At 62.1% G+C, this 17,558-nt stretch carries 7 protein-coding genes and 2 pseudogenes; 4 read left to right on the forward strand and 5 right to left on the reverse strand.

Going from position 1 to position 17,558, the window contains the following annotated elements:
- Window positions 1-2 precede the first annotated feature (2 nt).
- From H0193_RS08745 to H0193_RS08765, 5 genes and pseudogenes are all read right to left on the reverse strand, one after another.
- Window positions 3-770, reverse strand: a complete 768-nt coding sequence (locus tag H0193_RS08745) for an ATP-binding protein (protein ID WP_181889444.1) — start codon at window positions 768-770, stop codon at window positions 3-5.
- Window positions 767-2,197 carry an IS21 family transposase gene (gene istA, locus H0193_RS08750; RefSeq protein ID WP_476728532.1) on the reverse strand — a complete coding sequence of 477 codons (1,431 nt, stop codon included), beginning with the start codon at window positions 2,195-2,197 and terminating at the stop codon, window positions 767-769. Before istA ends, H0193_RS08745 begins: the two co-directional genes overlap by 4 nt.
- Before the next feature lie 22 nt (window positions 2,198-2,219).
- Window positions 2,220-3,569 carry an IS256 family transposase gene (locus H0193_RS08755; RefSeq protein ID WP_181889445.1) on the reverse strand — a complete coding sequence of 450 codons (1,350 nt, stop codon included), beginning with the start codon at window positions 3,567-3,569 and terminating at the stop codon, window positions 2,220-2,222.
- 30 nt (window positions 3,570-3,599) lie between these two features.
- Window positions 3,600-3,860, reverse strand: coding sequence for a helix-turn-helix domain-containing protein (locus H0193_RS08760; RefSeq protein ID WP_236883441.1), 261 nt, complete (start codon window positions 3,858-3,860; stop codon window positions 3,600-3,602).
- 152 nt (window positions 3,861-4,012) lie between these two features.
- Window positions 4,013-4,223, reverse strand: a pseudogene (locus H0193_RS08765) (IS256 family transposase); the annotation flags it as partial.
- A 1,209-nt stretch (window positions 4,224-5,432) separates the two neighbouring features.
- On the opposite strand from H0193_RS08765, the pseudogene H0193_RS12590 reads away from it, so the two are divergent.
- From H0193_RS12590 to H0193_RS08780, 4 genes and pseudogenes are all read left to right on the forward strand, one after another.
- Window positions 5,433-6,680 (forward strand): annotated as a pseudogene (locus H0193_RS12590) (DUF6923 family protein); the annotation flags it as partial.
- Between the two features lie 300 nt (window positions 6,681-6,980).
- Complete coding sequence (locus H0193_RS08770) at window positions 6,981-14,825, forward strand: hypothetical protein (protein ID WP_181889446.1); 7,845 nt, start codon at window positions 6,981-6,983, stop codon at window positions 14,823-14,825.
- Between the two features lie 378 nt (window positions 14,826-15,203).
- The gene (locus tag H0193_RS08775; RefSeq protein ID WP_181889447.1) at window positions 15,204-15,755 is read left to right on the forward strand and encodes an LURP-one-related family protein; all 552 of its coding nucleotides are present in this window, start codon (window positions 15,204-15,206) and stop codon (window positions 15,753-15,755) included.
- A gap of 502 nt (window positions 15,756-16,257) precedes the next feature.
- The gene (locus H0193_RS08780) at window positions 16,258-17,520 is read left to right on the forward strand and encodes a zinc metalloprotease (protein ID WP_181889448.1); all 1,263 of its coding nucleotides are present in this window, start codon (window positions 16,258-16,260) and stop codon (window positions 17,518-17,520) included.
- Window positions 17,521-17,558: the final 38 nt, after the last annotated feature.

The raw sequence follows: 17,558 nt of genomic DNA on the forward strand, positions 1-17,558 counted from the left end.
GGTTACTGGTTAGTTTCCAGTCTCATGTTTGGTCCTTCGAGGGTGATGATTTCGGCGCCAGCGACGAGTCGGTTGAGGATGGATTCGGCGATGACGGCGTCCGGGATGGATCTGTACCAGTCTTGCGGGGTGAACTGTGAGGTCACGATTGTTGATCGGTTGCCTTCTCGTTCGGAGAGAATGTTGAAGAGCAGGTGTGCGGTGGTGGCATCGACTGGGGTGGTGAGGAAGTCGTCGAGGACTAACACGTCGACGTTGATCAGCTCGCGGGTGAGTTTGAGCCGGGCTGGGTCGTCGAGTGGCATCACTGCGAAGTGCGCGGCAAGCATGTCGGTGCGGTAGAACCTGGCGGAGTAGTCGTTGCGGCATGCTGCGGTGATCAGTGCTTGGGCGAGGTAGGTCTTGCCGACTGAGGATTTGCCCAAGATGACAATGTTTTGGCCCAGGTGGCACCATTGTCCGTGAGCGAGTCGGCTGACTTGTTCTGGGTTGATGTTGCGGTCAGGTGCGTAGACGACGTCTTCGAGGCAGGCATCGGGGTTTGGCGATCGTGATGCCTTGAGCAGTTTGTTGATGCGGCGTTCGCGTCTGGCCGCGACTTCTTTGTCGAGTGCGTAGAGCACCTTTTGGGAGAAGGTCCACGTGTCGAAGGCTGGGTCGTTGGCGATGTCGATGACGCTTTTGCCGAAGGCTGTCATGCGCATCGCTGTGAAGTCCGCGAGGACGGATTCGTCGAGGAAACGCTCTTGAGGCGGGGTCGGTGGGGTCATGGCGTTGTGGTTCCTTTCTTGATGAGGTTGTCCAGACTGAACTGTGCTGCGCCACCGAGGTAGGCGCCGCTGGTGTCGCGTGTGGCAGCGGCGGGTGCGTGGGCCCGATGCCCAGGTGTGGCCGGTGCCGGTTGGTCGAAGCCGTGTGGTCGGGTTGCGGCTTCTTTGCGTACGGCGGCCATCATGTTTTTGACCGCGGTGTAGGACACCGCCCGGCGGGTCCCGTCGGAGGAGACCAAGCGCTTACATGCTTCTTCCAACACGAGCTTGTTGGCGTGTTTGCCCATTGACAGCACGTTTCGGCACGATTGGTACGCCTGGGCCGGGATTGCTTTCGCCGCGATCATTTCCTCGATGACGGTGCGTGTCGCCGGCCCGATCTTTTGGGCTTCGCGCAGGAAGTAATCGCTCGTCCACAGTCCCTGGGTGTGATCCATATTCGCCGGGATGTGGTCGGCATCGGTGACATACGCCCCGCGGGTGTGGGCAAGCGTGTGGGTTGTAACGGCACGGCCACCATCGAAGACCGTGAGCACTTGCCCGGTGATGCGCACATCGACAGTGCGGCCAACGAGCTGGTGCGGCACGGAGTACCGCACGCTAGCTACGGTGATGTGGAAATCTGGGGCGATCTTGGCGCGTTTCCACTCGGTGCGCTGCCACGGGGTATCGGGAAGTGCTGTCAACAGGTGCCTTTCATGCGCATCGAAAATGTCTTTGCGGCTTGACTGCTGGTGACGAAACGGTACCGCCTGGTTGATCTGGCCAATCAGCTGTTTAATACGCGTGTTGAGCTCGTCAAGGTCGACGCACTGGTGGCCATCGAGTGCGTGGATGACCTTGTGGGTGACGATCTTGACTGCGGCTTCGACATTCGCTTTGTCTTTCGGCCGTTTCGCCCTCGTGGGCAGTGCTGCGGTGTTGTAATGCTCCAAAAACTGCTCGTAGGTGTCGTTGACCTTGCGGTTTCGATCCGCCGCGCTGATCGCGTTCGACGCAGTCGAGGCATTATCCGGCACCACAACCTCAGGCACGCCCCCGAAGTAGGCGAACGCGTGGTGGTGGGCATCAAGCCAGGAATGCTGGCGCTCATCCGGACATGCGAGGGCAAAAATCATCCCGGAATACGGCATTGAGGCGACAAACACGCTGACCTTCACCCCCGGTGCGCCATAAGGGTCTAACAGGCGCATCTTGGTGCCTGCCCAATCCACCTGCATGGTGTGCCCCGGTGTGTGGGTGATGCGTGCGGTCAAACCGGCCGCATCGACATGAGACGCCACCAACTGGCGAAACCGGTCGTAGCTGTAATGGAGCTGGCCGGGTAAAGCAGGTGTGGTGGTGTAGCGCGCCCACAGCACTTGCAGTGTCTGCTTGTTACGCCCCGTGCGGGCTTTGACCACCGCATCAAAATGAGAGTGTCCGATTCTTTGTGTGCGGGGGTTTGGTTTACAAGTAGTCCGCGAATCGGTCGGGGTAAGCCACGGCTAGTTGGTTGATGGCTTGTTTCCACCCGGTGGCTGTCGCTCCTTCAATATAGCCGTTGCACTCAACGTCGCGCTTTGCTTTCTTCGCTCGCTGCGCAGCGCGCTTGTCTTCGATGTTGCAAATCATCAGCCAAAGCGTCTTCAGCGCCGCAGTATCGTTCGGGAACTGGCCCCTGTTGCGGGTAGCTTTACGCAGTTCAGCGTTGAGCGACTCGATCGAATTGGTGGTGTAGAGCACCCGGCGTGCCGCCGGCGGGAACTGCAGGAACGGCACGAACCGCTCCCAGGCGTCGCGCCAGACTTTGACCGACTGCGGGTATTTCCGGCCGAGTTCACTGGCCTCGAACGCATCCAAGCTGGCACGTGCGGTGTCCTCGTTGGCGGCCGTGTAGACCTCACGCAGCGCCCGGGAGACAGATTTGCGGTCCTGGTAGGACACCCACCGGTTCGCAGCCCGAATCAGGTGCACAATGCAGGTTTGCACCATGGAATTCGGCCAGGTTGCCTCCACGGCTTCCGGCAGGCCTTTGAGCCCGTCGCAGCACACGATGAACACGTCCTGGACACCACGGTTGGCCAGGTCCGCGCACACCGATGCCCAGAATGCAGCGCCTTCATTTTCCGCGATCCACAATCCCAGGATGTGCTTGATGCCGTCCATGTCGACACCAACCGCCATGTAGCAGGACTTGTTGACCACGCGGTGGCCGTCACGGATCTTGACGCGTAGCGCGTCGAGGAAGATCACCGGGTAAAACTCGTCAAGCTGGCGGTTTTGCCAGATCATGACCTCGTCTAACACCGCATCGGTAATGGTGCTGATCGTATCCGGGCTCATATCCACCCCGAGCGTGGTCGCGAGATGGTGCTGAATATCACGCACGGTCATCCCGCCGGCGTACAGCGAGACGATCATGTCATCGAGCTCAGTCAGTCGGCGTGCACCCTTGGGCACCATCTTCGGAGCAAACGTGCCGGCACGATCCCTGGGCACAGTCACTTCCACTGCGCCGTAGCCAGAATTGACGGTCTTGGTATACGACCCGTTGCGGTGATTGCTGCTCTGCGCGGTTTCCACCTGGGCTTTGGTCTTGCGGTCAGAATGGCCGTAGCCCAAATGCGCATCCATCTCCGCCTGTAGACCAGCGTTGATCGATGCCTGCAGTAGGCCTTTGACCAGCTCGCTGGCATCATCAGCGGAGGTCGACAGCTCGCTTATCAAGCTGGCAAGCTCAGGATTTTCCATCAGCTTCTCGCTGATCTCGTTGACCTTTGCCGGGTCATGGTTTTTCTTCGGTGACACCGTAGTCATTATCGGTGAAACTCCTTCTAGATCAGAGCCTCACACACAAACTTCCTGACACCCTCCATCAAAATCGATAGGGACGAAATCGCCCTGGCCGGTACTGCGCCCATCTACGAATAACTCGTCGAGCTCATCATCCGTCAACGCCAAAACCTGGTCGACGGTGCGAATCCCAAGGGATCGAAGCACCTGATTCGACCGGGAAATCGTGCGGTGCGAGCACCCGAGCTGTTGTTCAATCTGGCGGTACGAACGCTGCTGCACAAGCAGCTTCATCACCGCCCGGTAATCCGTCATCAGCGGACTCCTTCCGGTAACCGGCTACACCCCTGTGGTGCAACCACCCGAAAGCATCACCCGCCACCGCCAACCCCGCTACCGGAAACCCACTAAACCGCTACCCGAAAGTCACCACACCGCTACCAACTAGCCGGTCGCAACAGTGGGGGTTAGATTTGGCCTTTTTGGATGCCGATTGAGTGGGTGTAGTCGGTGTCGATAGCGTTGTCGTAGAGGGCTGGTCGTCCTGTTTCGTGGTCGGCTTGGTCGTCGGTGTGGGCTAGGGGGCACTTTGTCGAGCTGGCCCCAGTCGGGCTGCCTAGCGATTTCTACTGGATAGTTATGCAGCTCCGGCTCGAGGCAAAGCCTCCAATCTGGAAGCGTCCTGGGTTTGATTCCAATCGTTTTTCAGAGCGTGATCAGAATCATGCCGATGAAGTTCGGCGATGCTCTCAAGGGCATTGTGCTTCGTTTGGCGGACAACCTCATAGCGAAGGGCGCTCAGCGCTGGGTGCGGCGGTAGGGAGCGGTGAAAAGCTCAGCCTTGCACTGAGCACGCTCAACGATTAGTTGAAATCGAATGGGGCGATGTCCGATGTCGAGGCTGGCACCGGAAAGTCAGCGGTCCGAGGAAATGAGGCCTTTGCGATGAGAAATACGGGGCAAAGCTGGGTCGATTTTGCGCCAAAGCTCGGGGTCTACCCAAGTTAGACCTTCTGAGAGGGTCAGGTTTTTAGGGACGCAGGGTCACTACTTCGATCTGTAAATGTCTCGCGGCTAATGGGTTCGGGGAACGCGCCTAGAAAATAGCCTGATCCTGAGTTTAACCTTAGACCCGAAAAAGTATACAGCGGTGAAACTAACCAGAATGTAGGGTAAAAACATCCTGCCTACTTTTGTAGAATTGAGAGGTTCGCGGCTATGACAAGGCGAAATAACAGATATATCGGTAGAAGAGTGTTGGCTGCGTTTTCCACCGTAGGAATCGTAGTAGGTGCTGAAACAGTAGTATCGCCCATCGACGTAAGTACTGGAATAGAGCCAGCTTGGGCAAATGCACAAACTAATCCGCGATCTTCAAGCTTCGGCATAATTGATGACGATATAGTTCGGATTAACTTGTTCAATGCGACAGGGTCCCCGATAACTGGAAACAGGTTTATTGTTAACCTTGGCGATTCAAGACTCACAGATCCTGTCTCCCAGTTAAGTTTCACCGCCGCGGTAGTCGGCCACGGCAGAACAACCCCGTACACTGTAACCGGTGTCAGCAAGGTAGACGAGAGCTCAGTTTCTTTCCAGTTCTCTTCGAACGTGACAATTGCTGCTGATGATACATTGCAGCTCACAGCTACTACGCCTAGCCCGGAACTAGATGACAGGAATGCAAGTGGCTCGTGGGATGCGACCTATGCGCCGGAATTGACTTTGGACGCGGTCGATGGGCCGCGTGATCCTCTAAAGCTGACGGAGAACCAGGGGCGTTGTGCACTTGAGGTGTCTCGAAATGCGGGGGTGAGCACGTGGATCGCGGAAAGCTACTATCAGTCGAGTGATGTCGCCCCGAACGGTGTTGGGCCTCGCAACACAATGCGTAATCACACTGTCTTGCAGTACAGGGTAGACGGAACTCAGGGCGCGGAGGCATTCAAACCCATCAGTTCCTCGAAGTGGGTCTATAACGGGCTGGCATATAACCCGGCGGACGGCTACCTATATGCCGTTTCTCAAGATCGACCACTTAACGACGGTGATCAATCTGGGCTAAACAACAATCCAAAGGATCCCAAATACCCAGCTGGATACCTACTACGCATCAGTCCTGAGACTGGTGGCGTAGCGAAGTTGGGCAAGATTGCACCTGCGGGGGATGCCGGTTCGTTTAGTAAGGATATCAACTCTGGTATCACCAACGGTGCATTCGACCGCGCAGGGAATTACATTTTCTCGAACAACTCGGTAAATGGGTCTGGTGACATTTACACTATTAAGTTTGAAGGGGGGAGTGGTACAGAGCTTTCCCTACCGGTGACCTCTCCAGACGATACGCAAATCCAAGCGGTCCGGCGCCAGCATGATCCGCTTATAAATGCTAACGACTGGGCGTACTACTTCGAAACCCGGTCTGAAGACGGCCGGACGTATATCGAAACACCGAGAGACAAGAGCTTTATATGGTCGCTTAACTCGAGCGATGGGCGCGTCTACCTGCACAGAACTGACGTTTCAACTGGTAACGTGCTTAAGCTCGATGTAACGGGAATCTCGACACCCACCGGCCAAAAGTTAGAGCCGGGCGTCACCTACGGCAACGCGTGGACGTACTCGAATGGAAACTTGGGATTTAGTGCTAATCAGAAAAATCTCGCTTATCAGCTATCGATTCAGGACCCCTTCGGCACACATCCTCGAGTAGGTCTGATATCCGTCGAGCAGGTGCCCACGTCCTATAACAACGATGCCACCTCAAACGCGTTCACCGTAGCCGAGTTTGAGAAGGCTGGTGTTGATCTCGGGGTTGAGAAAACGCTCGAAATGGTCGACGGGCATCCAAAATGGACCATCAAGGTAACAAATAACTCTCCCTGTGCGTCGTCGGGATTCACAGTACGAGATCTCATTTCAGGCGATCTTTCGAACGTAAAAGTTTCGACTGAAGATTCGGGGTGGACTCAAAGCACTGCGGAACGCGGCGACAGCCTCAACTGGGTACATGGTCCTCTTGGAGCTGAACAGTCGACATCTCTGGTCGTGGAGGCCGATGTCGCTGACGGAAAGTGTGCTATTAACAAGGTTTCCGTAATCGGAAATGAGCCTGATCCTGTCTCGGAAAACGATGTCGCTGCCGCTGGTGACTGTGATCCTGCGCTGTCTATCAAGAAGTACATCAATGGCAAGGATGCTCAAGATGCTGACAGGGATAATTGGCCAGAGATTTTCCCCGGCGACACTGTGAACATCAAGTATGTGGTCAAGAACACGGGTAGTGGCGAAGTCACGGGTATCAAACTGGAAGATATCGTTGACAAAGGTGAGAACCCGTCGAAAATTCAGGACCTCATCAAAAAAGAACTAGAAAAGGTCAAAATATTCTCTCTGGAAGGCAGCCAGGAGACAGAGATCCCGATCAATTTTAGGATGCCCGAGAGCATCGGTTCCGACACGTATGAGCACCGGAATTATGCCAAGGCCGCAGGTGTTTTCGACCCGAACGCGCAGGATTTCCCGACGTTTAATGGCGGCGACGATGAGGTGGGTTTTGACCCGTTCCCGCAAACCCTCCCAGCCCGAAAGGTCGAATCCGAACCAGATGAAGCGAACGCGTACTTCCGTCCGACACCGCCCGTCGTTGAGAACCCGCAGTTCTCGGTTGAGAAGCTGAGCAACCAGTCTGCCATCAACCTGGAGCGCAACCAGGACGGCAAGTACGCCTACACGGCGGAGTACACCATCATCGTCAGGAATGATGGCAAGGGCGACGGCGAGCACGCAGCCATCTACGACGTGCCGCTGCGCGGTGTCGGCTTCGAGCTGGACTCTGTGCAGGTCGATGGCCAGGACGCGCAGCTGCAGAACGGCCGCTACAAGATCGCTGACAGCGCAGCTCTCGCAGCTGGCGAGTCCAAGACGTTCACCGTCACCGTCTCCGGCACCATCTCCGACGCCGCGGCGGGCAACCTGCCGGCTGCGTACGGCCAGTGCGACGCCACCGGCGCGGACGCCACGAAGAACTCCGGCCTGCTCAACGTGGTCAACATGGACGGCGATTCGGACGGTCCGGACAACAACATTGTCTGTACGCCGGTTGAACTGCGTCGTCTGAACATCGAGAAGCGCATTGATGGCCGTGAGGAAGCCATCGTGAAGCCGAACGAGCCGATGGACATCTGGTACCGAGTCCGTAACACCGGCAACGTCACGCTCCACGACGTGAAGCTGTCGGACAACGTCCAGGAAAACAACGACGCGCTGCAGCAAGAGATCACCAAGCAGCTCAACGGCCAGGACACCTTCGATCTCGAGCCGGGCGAGATCCGCGACGTGCACATCTCGGTTAAGGCTCCGGAGGGCGAGCACGTCAACGAGGCTCGCGCCGACGTCCCGCCGACCACGATCCCACCGGTGACGCTCCCGCACACCACGGTCCCGGGCAAGCCGGTGCCGTCCACCGCCGTGTCCACCACGGCGAAGGCGAAGTCGCCGAAGATCACCATCAAGAAGTACGTTAACGGCTACGACGACGGCACCGCCGTCACACCGGGCGAGGATATGGAGATCCTCTACCGCGTGGTAAACGAGGGCAGCATGCCTGTCGACGGCATCCGCGTCGTCGACCAGGTCACCCAGGCCACCGATAAGCAGGGCCTGCAGGCAGCCATCAACGCCGAGCTGGCAAAGGAGCCGGCGTTCAAGCTGGAGCCGGGCGGCGTGAAGGAGATCCGCATTACGGTGCCGGCGCCGGCAGGCGGGCACGTGAACGAGGCTGTCGCCACCGCGCCGGTGACCGTGCCGGGCACCACGGTGCCGCCGGTGACGGTCCCGCCGATCACGAAGCCGAGCACCACCATCCCGGGCTCTACCGTGCCGGGCACCACCGTTCCGTCCACCGTGGTCACCGTGACCGCGCCGCCGGATGAGGGCCGCTCGGAGTCGCCGCAGCTGGAGATCACCAAGTACATCAACGGCCGCGACGAGGGCGATGTCCTCGCGGCGGACGCCGAGACGATGGAGATCACCTACCGCGTGCGCAACACTGGCGTCGGTGAGGTCAAGGGCATCACCATCGCCGACGAGGTCACCGAGGGCGCGGAAATCCCGGACCTGGCAGACAAACTCGCTGCTGTCGAGCCGTTCCACCTCGCGCCGGGCGCGTTCAAGGACATCACCATCGAGGTGACCGCGCCAAAGGGCGGCCACGTCAACGTGGCTAAGCCGGTCGTGCCGCCGGTGACCGTTCCGGCCACGACCATCCCGGGCACCACGAACCCGAACACGACCATCCCGCCGACCACGGTCCCGGAGCGCGAGGTGACTCCGACGACAACGCCGTCCGATGATGCGCGTTCGAACGTCGTGAAGCTGGAGCTGCTCAAGGACATCTGGAGCAACGACACCAACGACTGGAAGACCGCCGACAACGTCGACGAGGCTTCCGACGCCGCTGTGGTCGACGCTAACGGCAAGATGCGCATCCGCTACACGGTGAAGAACACCGGCTCCCTGCCGGTGTCCGGCATCGGCATCGTCGACGAGGTCACCGAGCTGACCAAGGGCACCGACGCGGACAAGCAGGCGCTCACCGACGCGATCAACGCCGAGCTGGAGAAGTACGGCAAGGACTTCACCCTGCAGCCGGGCAAGTCCCGCGCAGTGGAGATCACCGTGGACGCGCCGAAGCAGCGCCACATCAACGTGGCAAAGGTGACCGCACCGCCGGTAACCACGCTGCCGGGCTCCACCATCCCGGGCACCACGGTGATGACCACCACCAACGGCTCCACCGTCCCGGTGACCACTGTGACCCCGCGTGTGGTTGAGCCGTCCACCGTCACCCCGAACACCCCGTCCAACACCGCGCACGCGACGCCGACCTCCTCCACAACTCCGGTTGTTCCGGAGCCTGTGAACCCGCAGTTCTCGGTGGAGAAGCTCGGCAACCAGGCCGGCATCGAGCTGAAGCGCAACGAGGACGGCCAGTACGGATACTCCGCCGAGTACACCATCCGTGTGCGCAACACCGGCCCGATTGCCGGTGAGCACGCGAAGGTGTGGGACGTGCCAGTCCGCGGCGTTGGCTTCGACATCGACTCCGTCACCGTCGACGGCACTGAGGTCAAGCCGGAAAACAGCCGTTACCTCATCAGTGAGGAAGCTGAGCTCGCCGTCGGTGAATACAAGGACTTCCAGGTCGTGGTCAACGGCACCGTCTCCGATCAGGCCGCGAACGCGCTGCCGGCAGCCGTCGGCCAGTGTGACGCCGTCACCACGCAGAACCCGGGCGCGGGCTCCGGCCTGGTCAACACCATCGAGATGGAAGGTGACTCGGACGGCCGCGAGAACAACATCGTCTGTGAGCCGGTTGAGCTGCGCCGCCTGAACATTGAAAAGCGCATCGACGGCCGCGAGAACGCCCCGGTCACCCCGGGCGATGAGATGGAGATCTGGTACCGCGTCCGCAACACCGGCAACGTGACCCTGTCCGGTATCACGCTGGCGGACCAGATCAAGGAGGACAACCCGGACCTCCAGAAGGAGATCGACGCCGCGATCGCCAAGATCGAGGCCTTCGACCTCGCGCCGGGCGAAGTCAAGGACATCACGTTCCCGGTCACCGCCCACGCTGGCGAGCACACCAACGAGGTGCGCGCCCAGGTGCCGGAAACCACTATTCCGGGTACGACCCGTCCGGAGACCTCCATCCCGGAGACCACCGTCCCGCCGGTGACCGTCCCGGGCACCACCAACCCGGAGACCACGGTGCCGGGCACCACCATCCCGGGCTCGACCGTCCCGGCGACGACCATCCCGGGCACCACCGTGCCGGGCCGTTCGGTCCCGCCGACCACGGTCACTGCCACCGCGCACGCGGGCTCCCCGTCGCTGGCCATCAAGAAGTACATCAACGGCTACGACAACGGCACCCAGGTCGCGCCGGGCGAGGACATGGAGATCCTCTACCGCGTCTCCAACACGGGCTCCGTGCGTATCGACGGCATCCGCCTCGCCGACGAAGTCACCGAGGCCGCCGACGAGAACACCTCCAAGGCGCTGCAGCGCGACATCGACGCCAAGCTCAACGGCATCGACCAGTTCGCGCTGGAGCCGGGCGAGGTCCGCGAGTTCCGCATCACGGTGCCGGCGCCGGCTGGCGGCCACGTGAACGTCGCTAAGCCGATCGTGCCTCCGGTGACCGTGCCGGGCACCACGATCCCGGGCACGACGAACCCGAACACCACCATCCCTGCCTCCACCGTGCCGTCGACCGTGGTCACCGTGACCACCCCGTCGGACGATGCCCGCTCGGATTCGCCGATCCTGGACATCAAGAAGTACATCAACAACCTCGACGACGGCGACATCGTCAACCCGGGCGACGACATGGTGATCACCTACCGTGTCTTCAACAAGGGCAACGTCGACGCCAAGGGCGTGACCGTCGCCGACGAGGTCACCGAGGGCTCCGACGAGACCAAGACGGATCTGACCAAGCAGATCGAGGCCGAGCTGGCCAAGGTCGAGCCGTTCGACGTCCCGGCCGGCGGATTCCACGACGTGGAAATCACGGTCAAGGCGCCGGCAGGCGGCCACGTGAACGTCGCAAAGCCGAACGTTCCGCCGGTGACCGTGCCCGCGACCACGATCCCGGGCACGACGAACCCGCGCACCACGATCCCGGAGACCACCGTCCCTGAGCGCGTGGTCACGCAGACGACCACCCCGTCCGACGACGCCCGCTCCGACTCCCTCAAGCTGGAAATCCTCAAGGACATCTTCAGCCTGAAGGACAACACGTGGCACGCCGCGGATACCGAGGACGACGCCGCTGTTGTGGACGCCAACGGCCAGATGCGCGTGCGCTACACGGTCACCAACACCGGTTCCGTCACGCTGGGCGGCATCGACATCGTCGACAACGTCACCCGTCTGGACGGGGGCGACCAGCAGGCGCTCACCGACGCGCTCAACGCCGCGCTCGAGGCAGAGGGCCGCGGCTTCACCCTGAAGCCGGGCGAGAAGAAGGTCGTCGAAATTACTGTCGACGCACCGAAGGGCTACCACGTCAACGAGGCCATCGCGACGGCCCCGGCGGTGCCCACCACCCAGACGCAGGTCTCCTCGGTACCGGGCACCACCGACGCCACGACGACGGTGCCGGGCTCGCTGACCACCACCGTGGTCACCACCGAGAAGACGCCGAACGTGCCGACGAACACCGCACAGGCAACGCCGACCACCTCGGCGACCACCCCGGTGCCGCCGCCGGTCACGGAGACGACGACTGCGCCGGCGCCTGAGCGGCCGCAGTTTGCCGTCGAGAAGCTTGGCGCCCGTGCGGGCAACGTTGCGCTGACCCGCAACGACGAGGGCACCTACGACTACTCCAACGAGTACGTCATCCGCGTGCGCAACTCCGGCCTGGTCAACGGCGAGCACGCCACCATCTGGGATGTGCCGCTGCGCGGCGCCGGCTTCACGGTCACCGAGGTGGCCGTCGATGAGAAGGCTGTGGCAGTGGAGAACGGCCGCTACAAGGTCGCCGACGCTGCAGAGCTGCCGGCCGGCGAATACAAGGACTACAAGGTCACCGTCACCGGCACGCTGGCTGAGGCCGCGGCGAACAACCTGCCGGAGGCTGTCGGCCAGTGCACCGCCGAGGGCGCGAACCCGGGTGCGGATTCCGGCCTGGTCAACGTCGCCAACATGAACGGCGACTCGGACGGCCCGGCGAACAACGTTGTCTGCACTCCGGTTGAGCTGCGCCGCCTGAACATTGAAAAGCGCATCAACGGCCGCGAGGACGCTTCCGTCACTCCGGGCGAGAAGATGGAGATCTGGTACCGCGTCCGCAACACCGGCAACGTGGAACTGAACGACATCGCACTCGCGGATCAGATCCGCGAGGACGACCCGGAGCTGCAGGAGGAGATCAACGCGGAGCTGGCCGAGAAGGCCAAGCCGTTCAACCTCGCGCCGGGCACCTTCCAGGACATCCGCATCGAGGTCACCGCGCCGGAGGGCGAGCACGTCAACGAGGCTCGCGCCGAGGTGCCGGAGACCACGGTTCCGGAATCCACCCGTCCGGGCACCACGATCCCGGGCACGACCGGCCCGTCCACGTCGGTGCCGCCGGTAACCATCCCGGGCACGACACTGCCGGGCACCACCCGTCCGGGCACGACGGTCTCCACCACCGCGCGCGCGAACTCGCCGCTGCTTGAGGTGAAGAAGTTCATCAACGGCCGCGACGAGCACGCCCTAGTCAACGCCGGCGAGGACATGGACATCACCTACCGGGTGACCAACAAGGGCACTCTGCCTATCGACGGCATCCGCCTCACCGACGAGGTGAAGGAAGACAACGCCGAGCTGCAGCAGGCCATCGACGCCCAGCTGGGCAAGGTCGCTCCGTTCGCGCTCGAGCCGGGCGAGTCCATGGACGTGACCGTGACGGTGAAGGCCCCGGCCGGCCGCCACGACAACGTCGCGGGCGTGACCGTGCCGCCGGTGACCATCCCGGCCACCACGATCCCGGGCACCACGAACCCGCACACGACTGTGCCGGGCACCACGGTGCCGTCGACAGTGGTGACCGTGACCGCGCCGCCGGATGACGCCTCCTCCGACTCCCCGCAGCTGGAGATCCTCAAGGAGATCAAGCGCGCGGATGAGGGCGACGACGCATGGCGCGACGCCGAGACCGAGGGCGACGCCCTGCCGATCGGCGAGGGCGAGACGATGGAGCTGCGCTACACGGTGACCAACACCGGTTCCGTGAAGCTGGACGGCGTCGACATCGTGGACAACGTCACCCGCCTGGACGGCGGCGACGCCGACGAGTTCACCGCCGAGATCAACAAGGCGCTGGAGTCTGCAGGCCGCGGCCTGTCCCTGGAGCCGGGCGAGTCCGTGGAGATCGTGATCGAGGTCTCCGCGCCGGCGGGCTACCACGTCAACGAGGCGATCGCGACCGCACCGCCGGTCACCGCCACCGAGACCGTGGTGTCCTCCGTGCCGGGCACGACCAACGAGACGACGACGGTTCCGGGCAGCTTCGTCACCGAGACCACGGTGGTGGAGCGCACCCCGAACACGCCGACGAACAAGGCGCAGTCCACCCCGACCACGGGTGTGGCACCGTGCGACTGCGAGGTCAAGACCACCACGATCATCCCGGCGCCGGTGACCACCACCGTGTCCGGCGAGGTCACCACGGTCACGCCGGACCCGGTCACCTCCGAGGTCACCATCACGGAGACTCCGGAGCCGGTCACCTCTGAGGTCACCACTACGGAGACCCCGGAGCCGATCGTCACCACTGTGGTGCAGACGCAGGATCCGATCACGGTCACTCGCACCACGCCGGTCACCACCGTGCAGACGGTGACGCCGGAGCCGCAGACGGTGGTCACCACCGTTGAGGGTCCGGAAGTGACCACCACGCCGGATGTTCCGGGCCAGGTGGTTGTGGTTGTGGACGACTCCGGCAAGACCGTCACCGAGGTCGCACCGACCCCGGTGGATGGCTACACCCCGCCGGTGACCGCGACGGCAACGTACACGCTGCCGCCGGTGGTCACGGAGACGCTGCCGCAGATCACGGTCACCGAAGTGCCGACCACCCTGGTCACCACCAAGGCCACCGTGGATGAAGGCACCGACATCCTCGGCCGTTGTGTCGCCAACGCGGTGCGCTCGCCGATCCTGTACATGGTGCCGCTGCTGCTGGCGGGCCAGGGGCTGGGAGAGGTCGCTGCCCCGTACGTCAACGCGGTGAACGAGCAGTTCAACCAGATCTCCGCGGAGATCCAGGATGAGATCCGCCGCAAGACGCCGAACTTCGGTTACGGCCGCCGCGGCCAGGAGAACGAGCAGGTCGCCGAGCTGCGCGCGAAGGCCGAGGCCGCGAACCGCATGCTGCAGGAGCTGGCAATGCGTCCGGACGTGCAGCAGTACGGCCAGTGGGCAGCTATCGCCGCCGGCGTGGTTGTCGCGGGCTCCGTCCTCTACGACTGGTGCTCCAACGAGGCCGGCGAGGCGTTCACCGCCATCGGCCCGAAGAAGTCGACCTCCGTCGACGAGGTGCGCGTGGGCGGTTCCTCCCTCGGGGGTGACCGCGTGACGACGGTCGTCCCGCCCGTCACCAACACCCCCGGCCGCGACGAAACCGCCGAGGACGCAGGCGAGGCCGCTGGTGAGGCTGGCTCCGAGGCCGGCTCCGCTGACGGCTCCTCCGCGGGTTCCTCGGAGGGCAGCTCGAACTAACGCTCCTCTGAGCTAGGCGCGAAACCCCGGCAGGCTGGAACCCCAGCCCGCCGGGGTTTTCCGCTGCGCGGCCAGTCGAAAAAGTTTAAGCCCCGGGCGCATGCTTTCGCAGAGGCGACACCGAGGCGTACGGCTCCCTAGTGTACTCGCAACCTCGACGGCAAGGCGTATCTCTCGGAGATGGGAGCGTCTCACCTGTTAGCGACTCGACTGGCGGGCGTCGGGACATACCCCGAGTAACAAACCCCTATTAAGGCCCAAAAATGGCCATACTAGGGAGGGCTTACTAGGGGTTTGTGGAGATGGGGGACAGGGCAGGCAAAACCAGCCGCCAAAACCACCCACCCAGAACCAGCCACGCCCCGTTAGGGTGGTGGTGTGTTTAGGGAACGTGAGATCGTCGTAAGGCAAACGAAGGCCCTGGGCCGCGACACGTTCGCGATCGAGGGCCCGGGCGGGGAGCTGCTGGGCACGGCCAGGCAGACGCTGAAGATGAGCGACCTGGTCAAGGCGTCGCGCGGGGTGGAGGTGTTCGACGCGGCCGGCGCGCACGTGCTGAGCATCGAGGACCCGGTGAACTTCATCCGCGACAAGTACGTCGTGCACCAGGTCAACCCGCCGCTGGAGCTCGCGCGGCTGACGCAGCGGTTCGCCTGGATCGGCGCGAAGTTCGACGTGCAGGTCGCGGGCTTTCCGGACGTGCAGATCCAGGGCCAGGCGTTCCAGCTGAACTACACGCTGACCAGCCAGGGCCGCCCGCTCGCGACCGTGGACGCGGAGTATTCCGGCATGGGGCGGATGCTGATGGGCAAGTCCAGCTACCGCGTGCGCATCGAGCCCGGCCTGGACGAACGCCAGCACGCGGCGGTGATCGGCATCGCGTTGGCCATTGATATGCGCCGCGCGAAGATGCGCAGGAACTCGGGTTAGAGGGGGCTTTTTGCTTTGCGACGGCCCCTTGCCGCCGCATCGGGGGTAAAAACGGGGGTAGTGGGGGTTTCCGGATTGCTGAACAATCTGTGGATCTTTGAACAATCCAGGGAGTTTCGGGGGTTCCTGAGGGAAAACCACCGAATCTGAGAGTGTATGAATTGTATGGTTAACCGGAACATGCAGGTAGATGCGGAATTGCCGGGATCCATGCTGGAAAACACCTTAAGGTGCATAAAATGCGGTGATAGTGGATTGTTCAACCATCCGCGAGCGTTGCCGGATTGATCGTTGAACAATGCTGACGAAACCCCGGACCGCGCCCCCGGATTGATGAACAATCCGCAGGCCAAAACGGGTGGAAACGTTGAACAATCCGGACGGAATGTTCAACGATTTAGGGTATTTTTCAGCCTGGGCCAAAGCGTTTTACCTGCGCATACTCGGTGCATAAACTCATGGATGTAACAAAGAGAAAAACACACACCAAGGAGTCACCGAGATGCGAGCAGCATTCCGAAACACCATCGCCGCAGCAGTTGCCGCCGCCATCGCGGTTTCCGGCGCGAACGTCGCACACGCCCAGCAGGACGTTGAGCTGGCACCGGTGCTGACCAACACCGCCACCCTCGTTGACTCCGACGGCGACGGCCTGCCCGACATCTGGGAAGAGCAAGGCGTCGTCCTCGCAGACGGCACGGAAATCCCCCTGCCGGACTGGGGTGCCGACCCTAACCGCCCGGATGTCTTCCTCCAGCTGAACTGGATGGCCTCCGAATACGACACCCTCGGCTGCGACACGTCTGCTGCCCGCGAGTGCGCAAACGCCAACCGCACCTCTTACGCCCCGTCGACGCAGAGCCTGGATGATTTAGTGGACCTGTTTGCTGACCACGGCATTAGCCTGCACATCGATGCCGGCGAGCACTACACCAACATCCCTAACTACTCCGACGTCCACGGCGGCGAGACGCTGGAGTACCGCGACTCGTACTTCGACCCGAGCAAGTTTGAGGCGTTCCAGCTCATTAACACCATCAACAACCTTGGTGACCGCGCCAACATCTTCCGCCCCGGCGTCCTGGGCGACCGGATGCGCGCCGGCTCCAACGCCACGGGCCTGTCGCTGGTGGGCGACAGCTCCTTCTACGTTGCCAACCCCGGCGGGCGTGCGAACGACGAGCAGGTGCGCAACACCATCCTGCACGAGTTCGGCCACACCCTGGGTCTGCGCCACTGGGGTGCTCAGCAGTACGTCACCGACATCGCTGAAGGCTCCCCGATGCAGGCCGGTTACCAGTCGGTGATGAACTACGACCGCCAGTTCGACTACTTCAACTACTCCGAAAAGCCGTACTTCGCCGACACCCCGGCGGGCAAGGTCCTCGTCCCCGCCGACTGGGACTCCCTGGTACTCGACAACCCGCGTATCGGCGCGTACGCCGAGTCCATCGGTGCCCGCGCAAAGGCTGAGGTCGAGGAGATCGAGCAGCCGGAGGAGGTCGTCGAGGTGGAACAGCCGGAGCCCGTCGAGGTCGCCGAAGAGCACCCCCTGACCGCGCTCGTGCCGGCGGAAGAAATCCCCGCCCAGCCGGGTGAAGTCCCCGCCGAGCAGCCCAAGGCTGAGCAGAAGGTGGAAGCCAAGGCCAAGGCCGAGGCCCCGAAGCAGGCTAACAACCAGATCAACATCGCAGCCATCATCGGCGGCGTCGTCGCAGCCCTGGCAGTCCTCGGCATCGGCGCAGCATTCCTCGCAATGCGCTAAGCCCGCCAACTAAACACAGTGCGTCCCGCAACCGGGGC

This window comes from Corynebacterium haematomassiliense, assembly GCF_013978595.1.
GTDB lineage: Bacteria > Actinomycetota > Actinomycetes > Mycobacteriales > Mycobacteriaceae > Corynebacterium > Corynebacterium lehmanniae.

Excerpts from the sequence above, each read along its gene's own strand:
- H0193_RS08745 (WP_181889444.1), bottom strand. The coding sequence starts at position 770 with ATGACCCCACCGACCCCGCCTCAAGAGCGTTTCCTCGACGAATCCGTC.
- H0193_RS08755 (WP_181889445.1), bottom strand. The coding sequence starts at position 3,569 with ATGACTACGGTGTCACCGAAGAAAAACCATGACCCGGCAAAGGTCAAC.
- H0193_RS08760 (WP_236883441.1), bottom strand. The coding sequence starts at position 3,860 with ATGACGGATTACCGGGCGGTGATGAAGCTGCTTGTGCAGCAGCGTTCG.
- H0193_RS08770 (WP_181889446.1), top strand. The coding sequence starts at position 6,981 with ATGCCCGAGAGCATCGGTTCCGACACGTATGAGCACCGGAATTATGCC.
- H0193_RS08780 (WP_181889448.1), top strand. The coding sequence starts at position 16,258 with ATGCGAGCAGCATTCCGAAACACCATCGCCGCAGCAGTTGCCGCCGCC.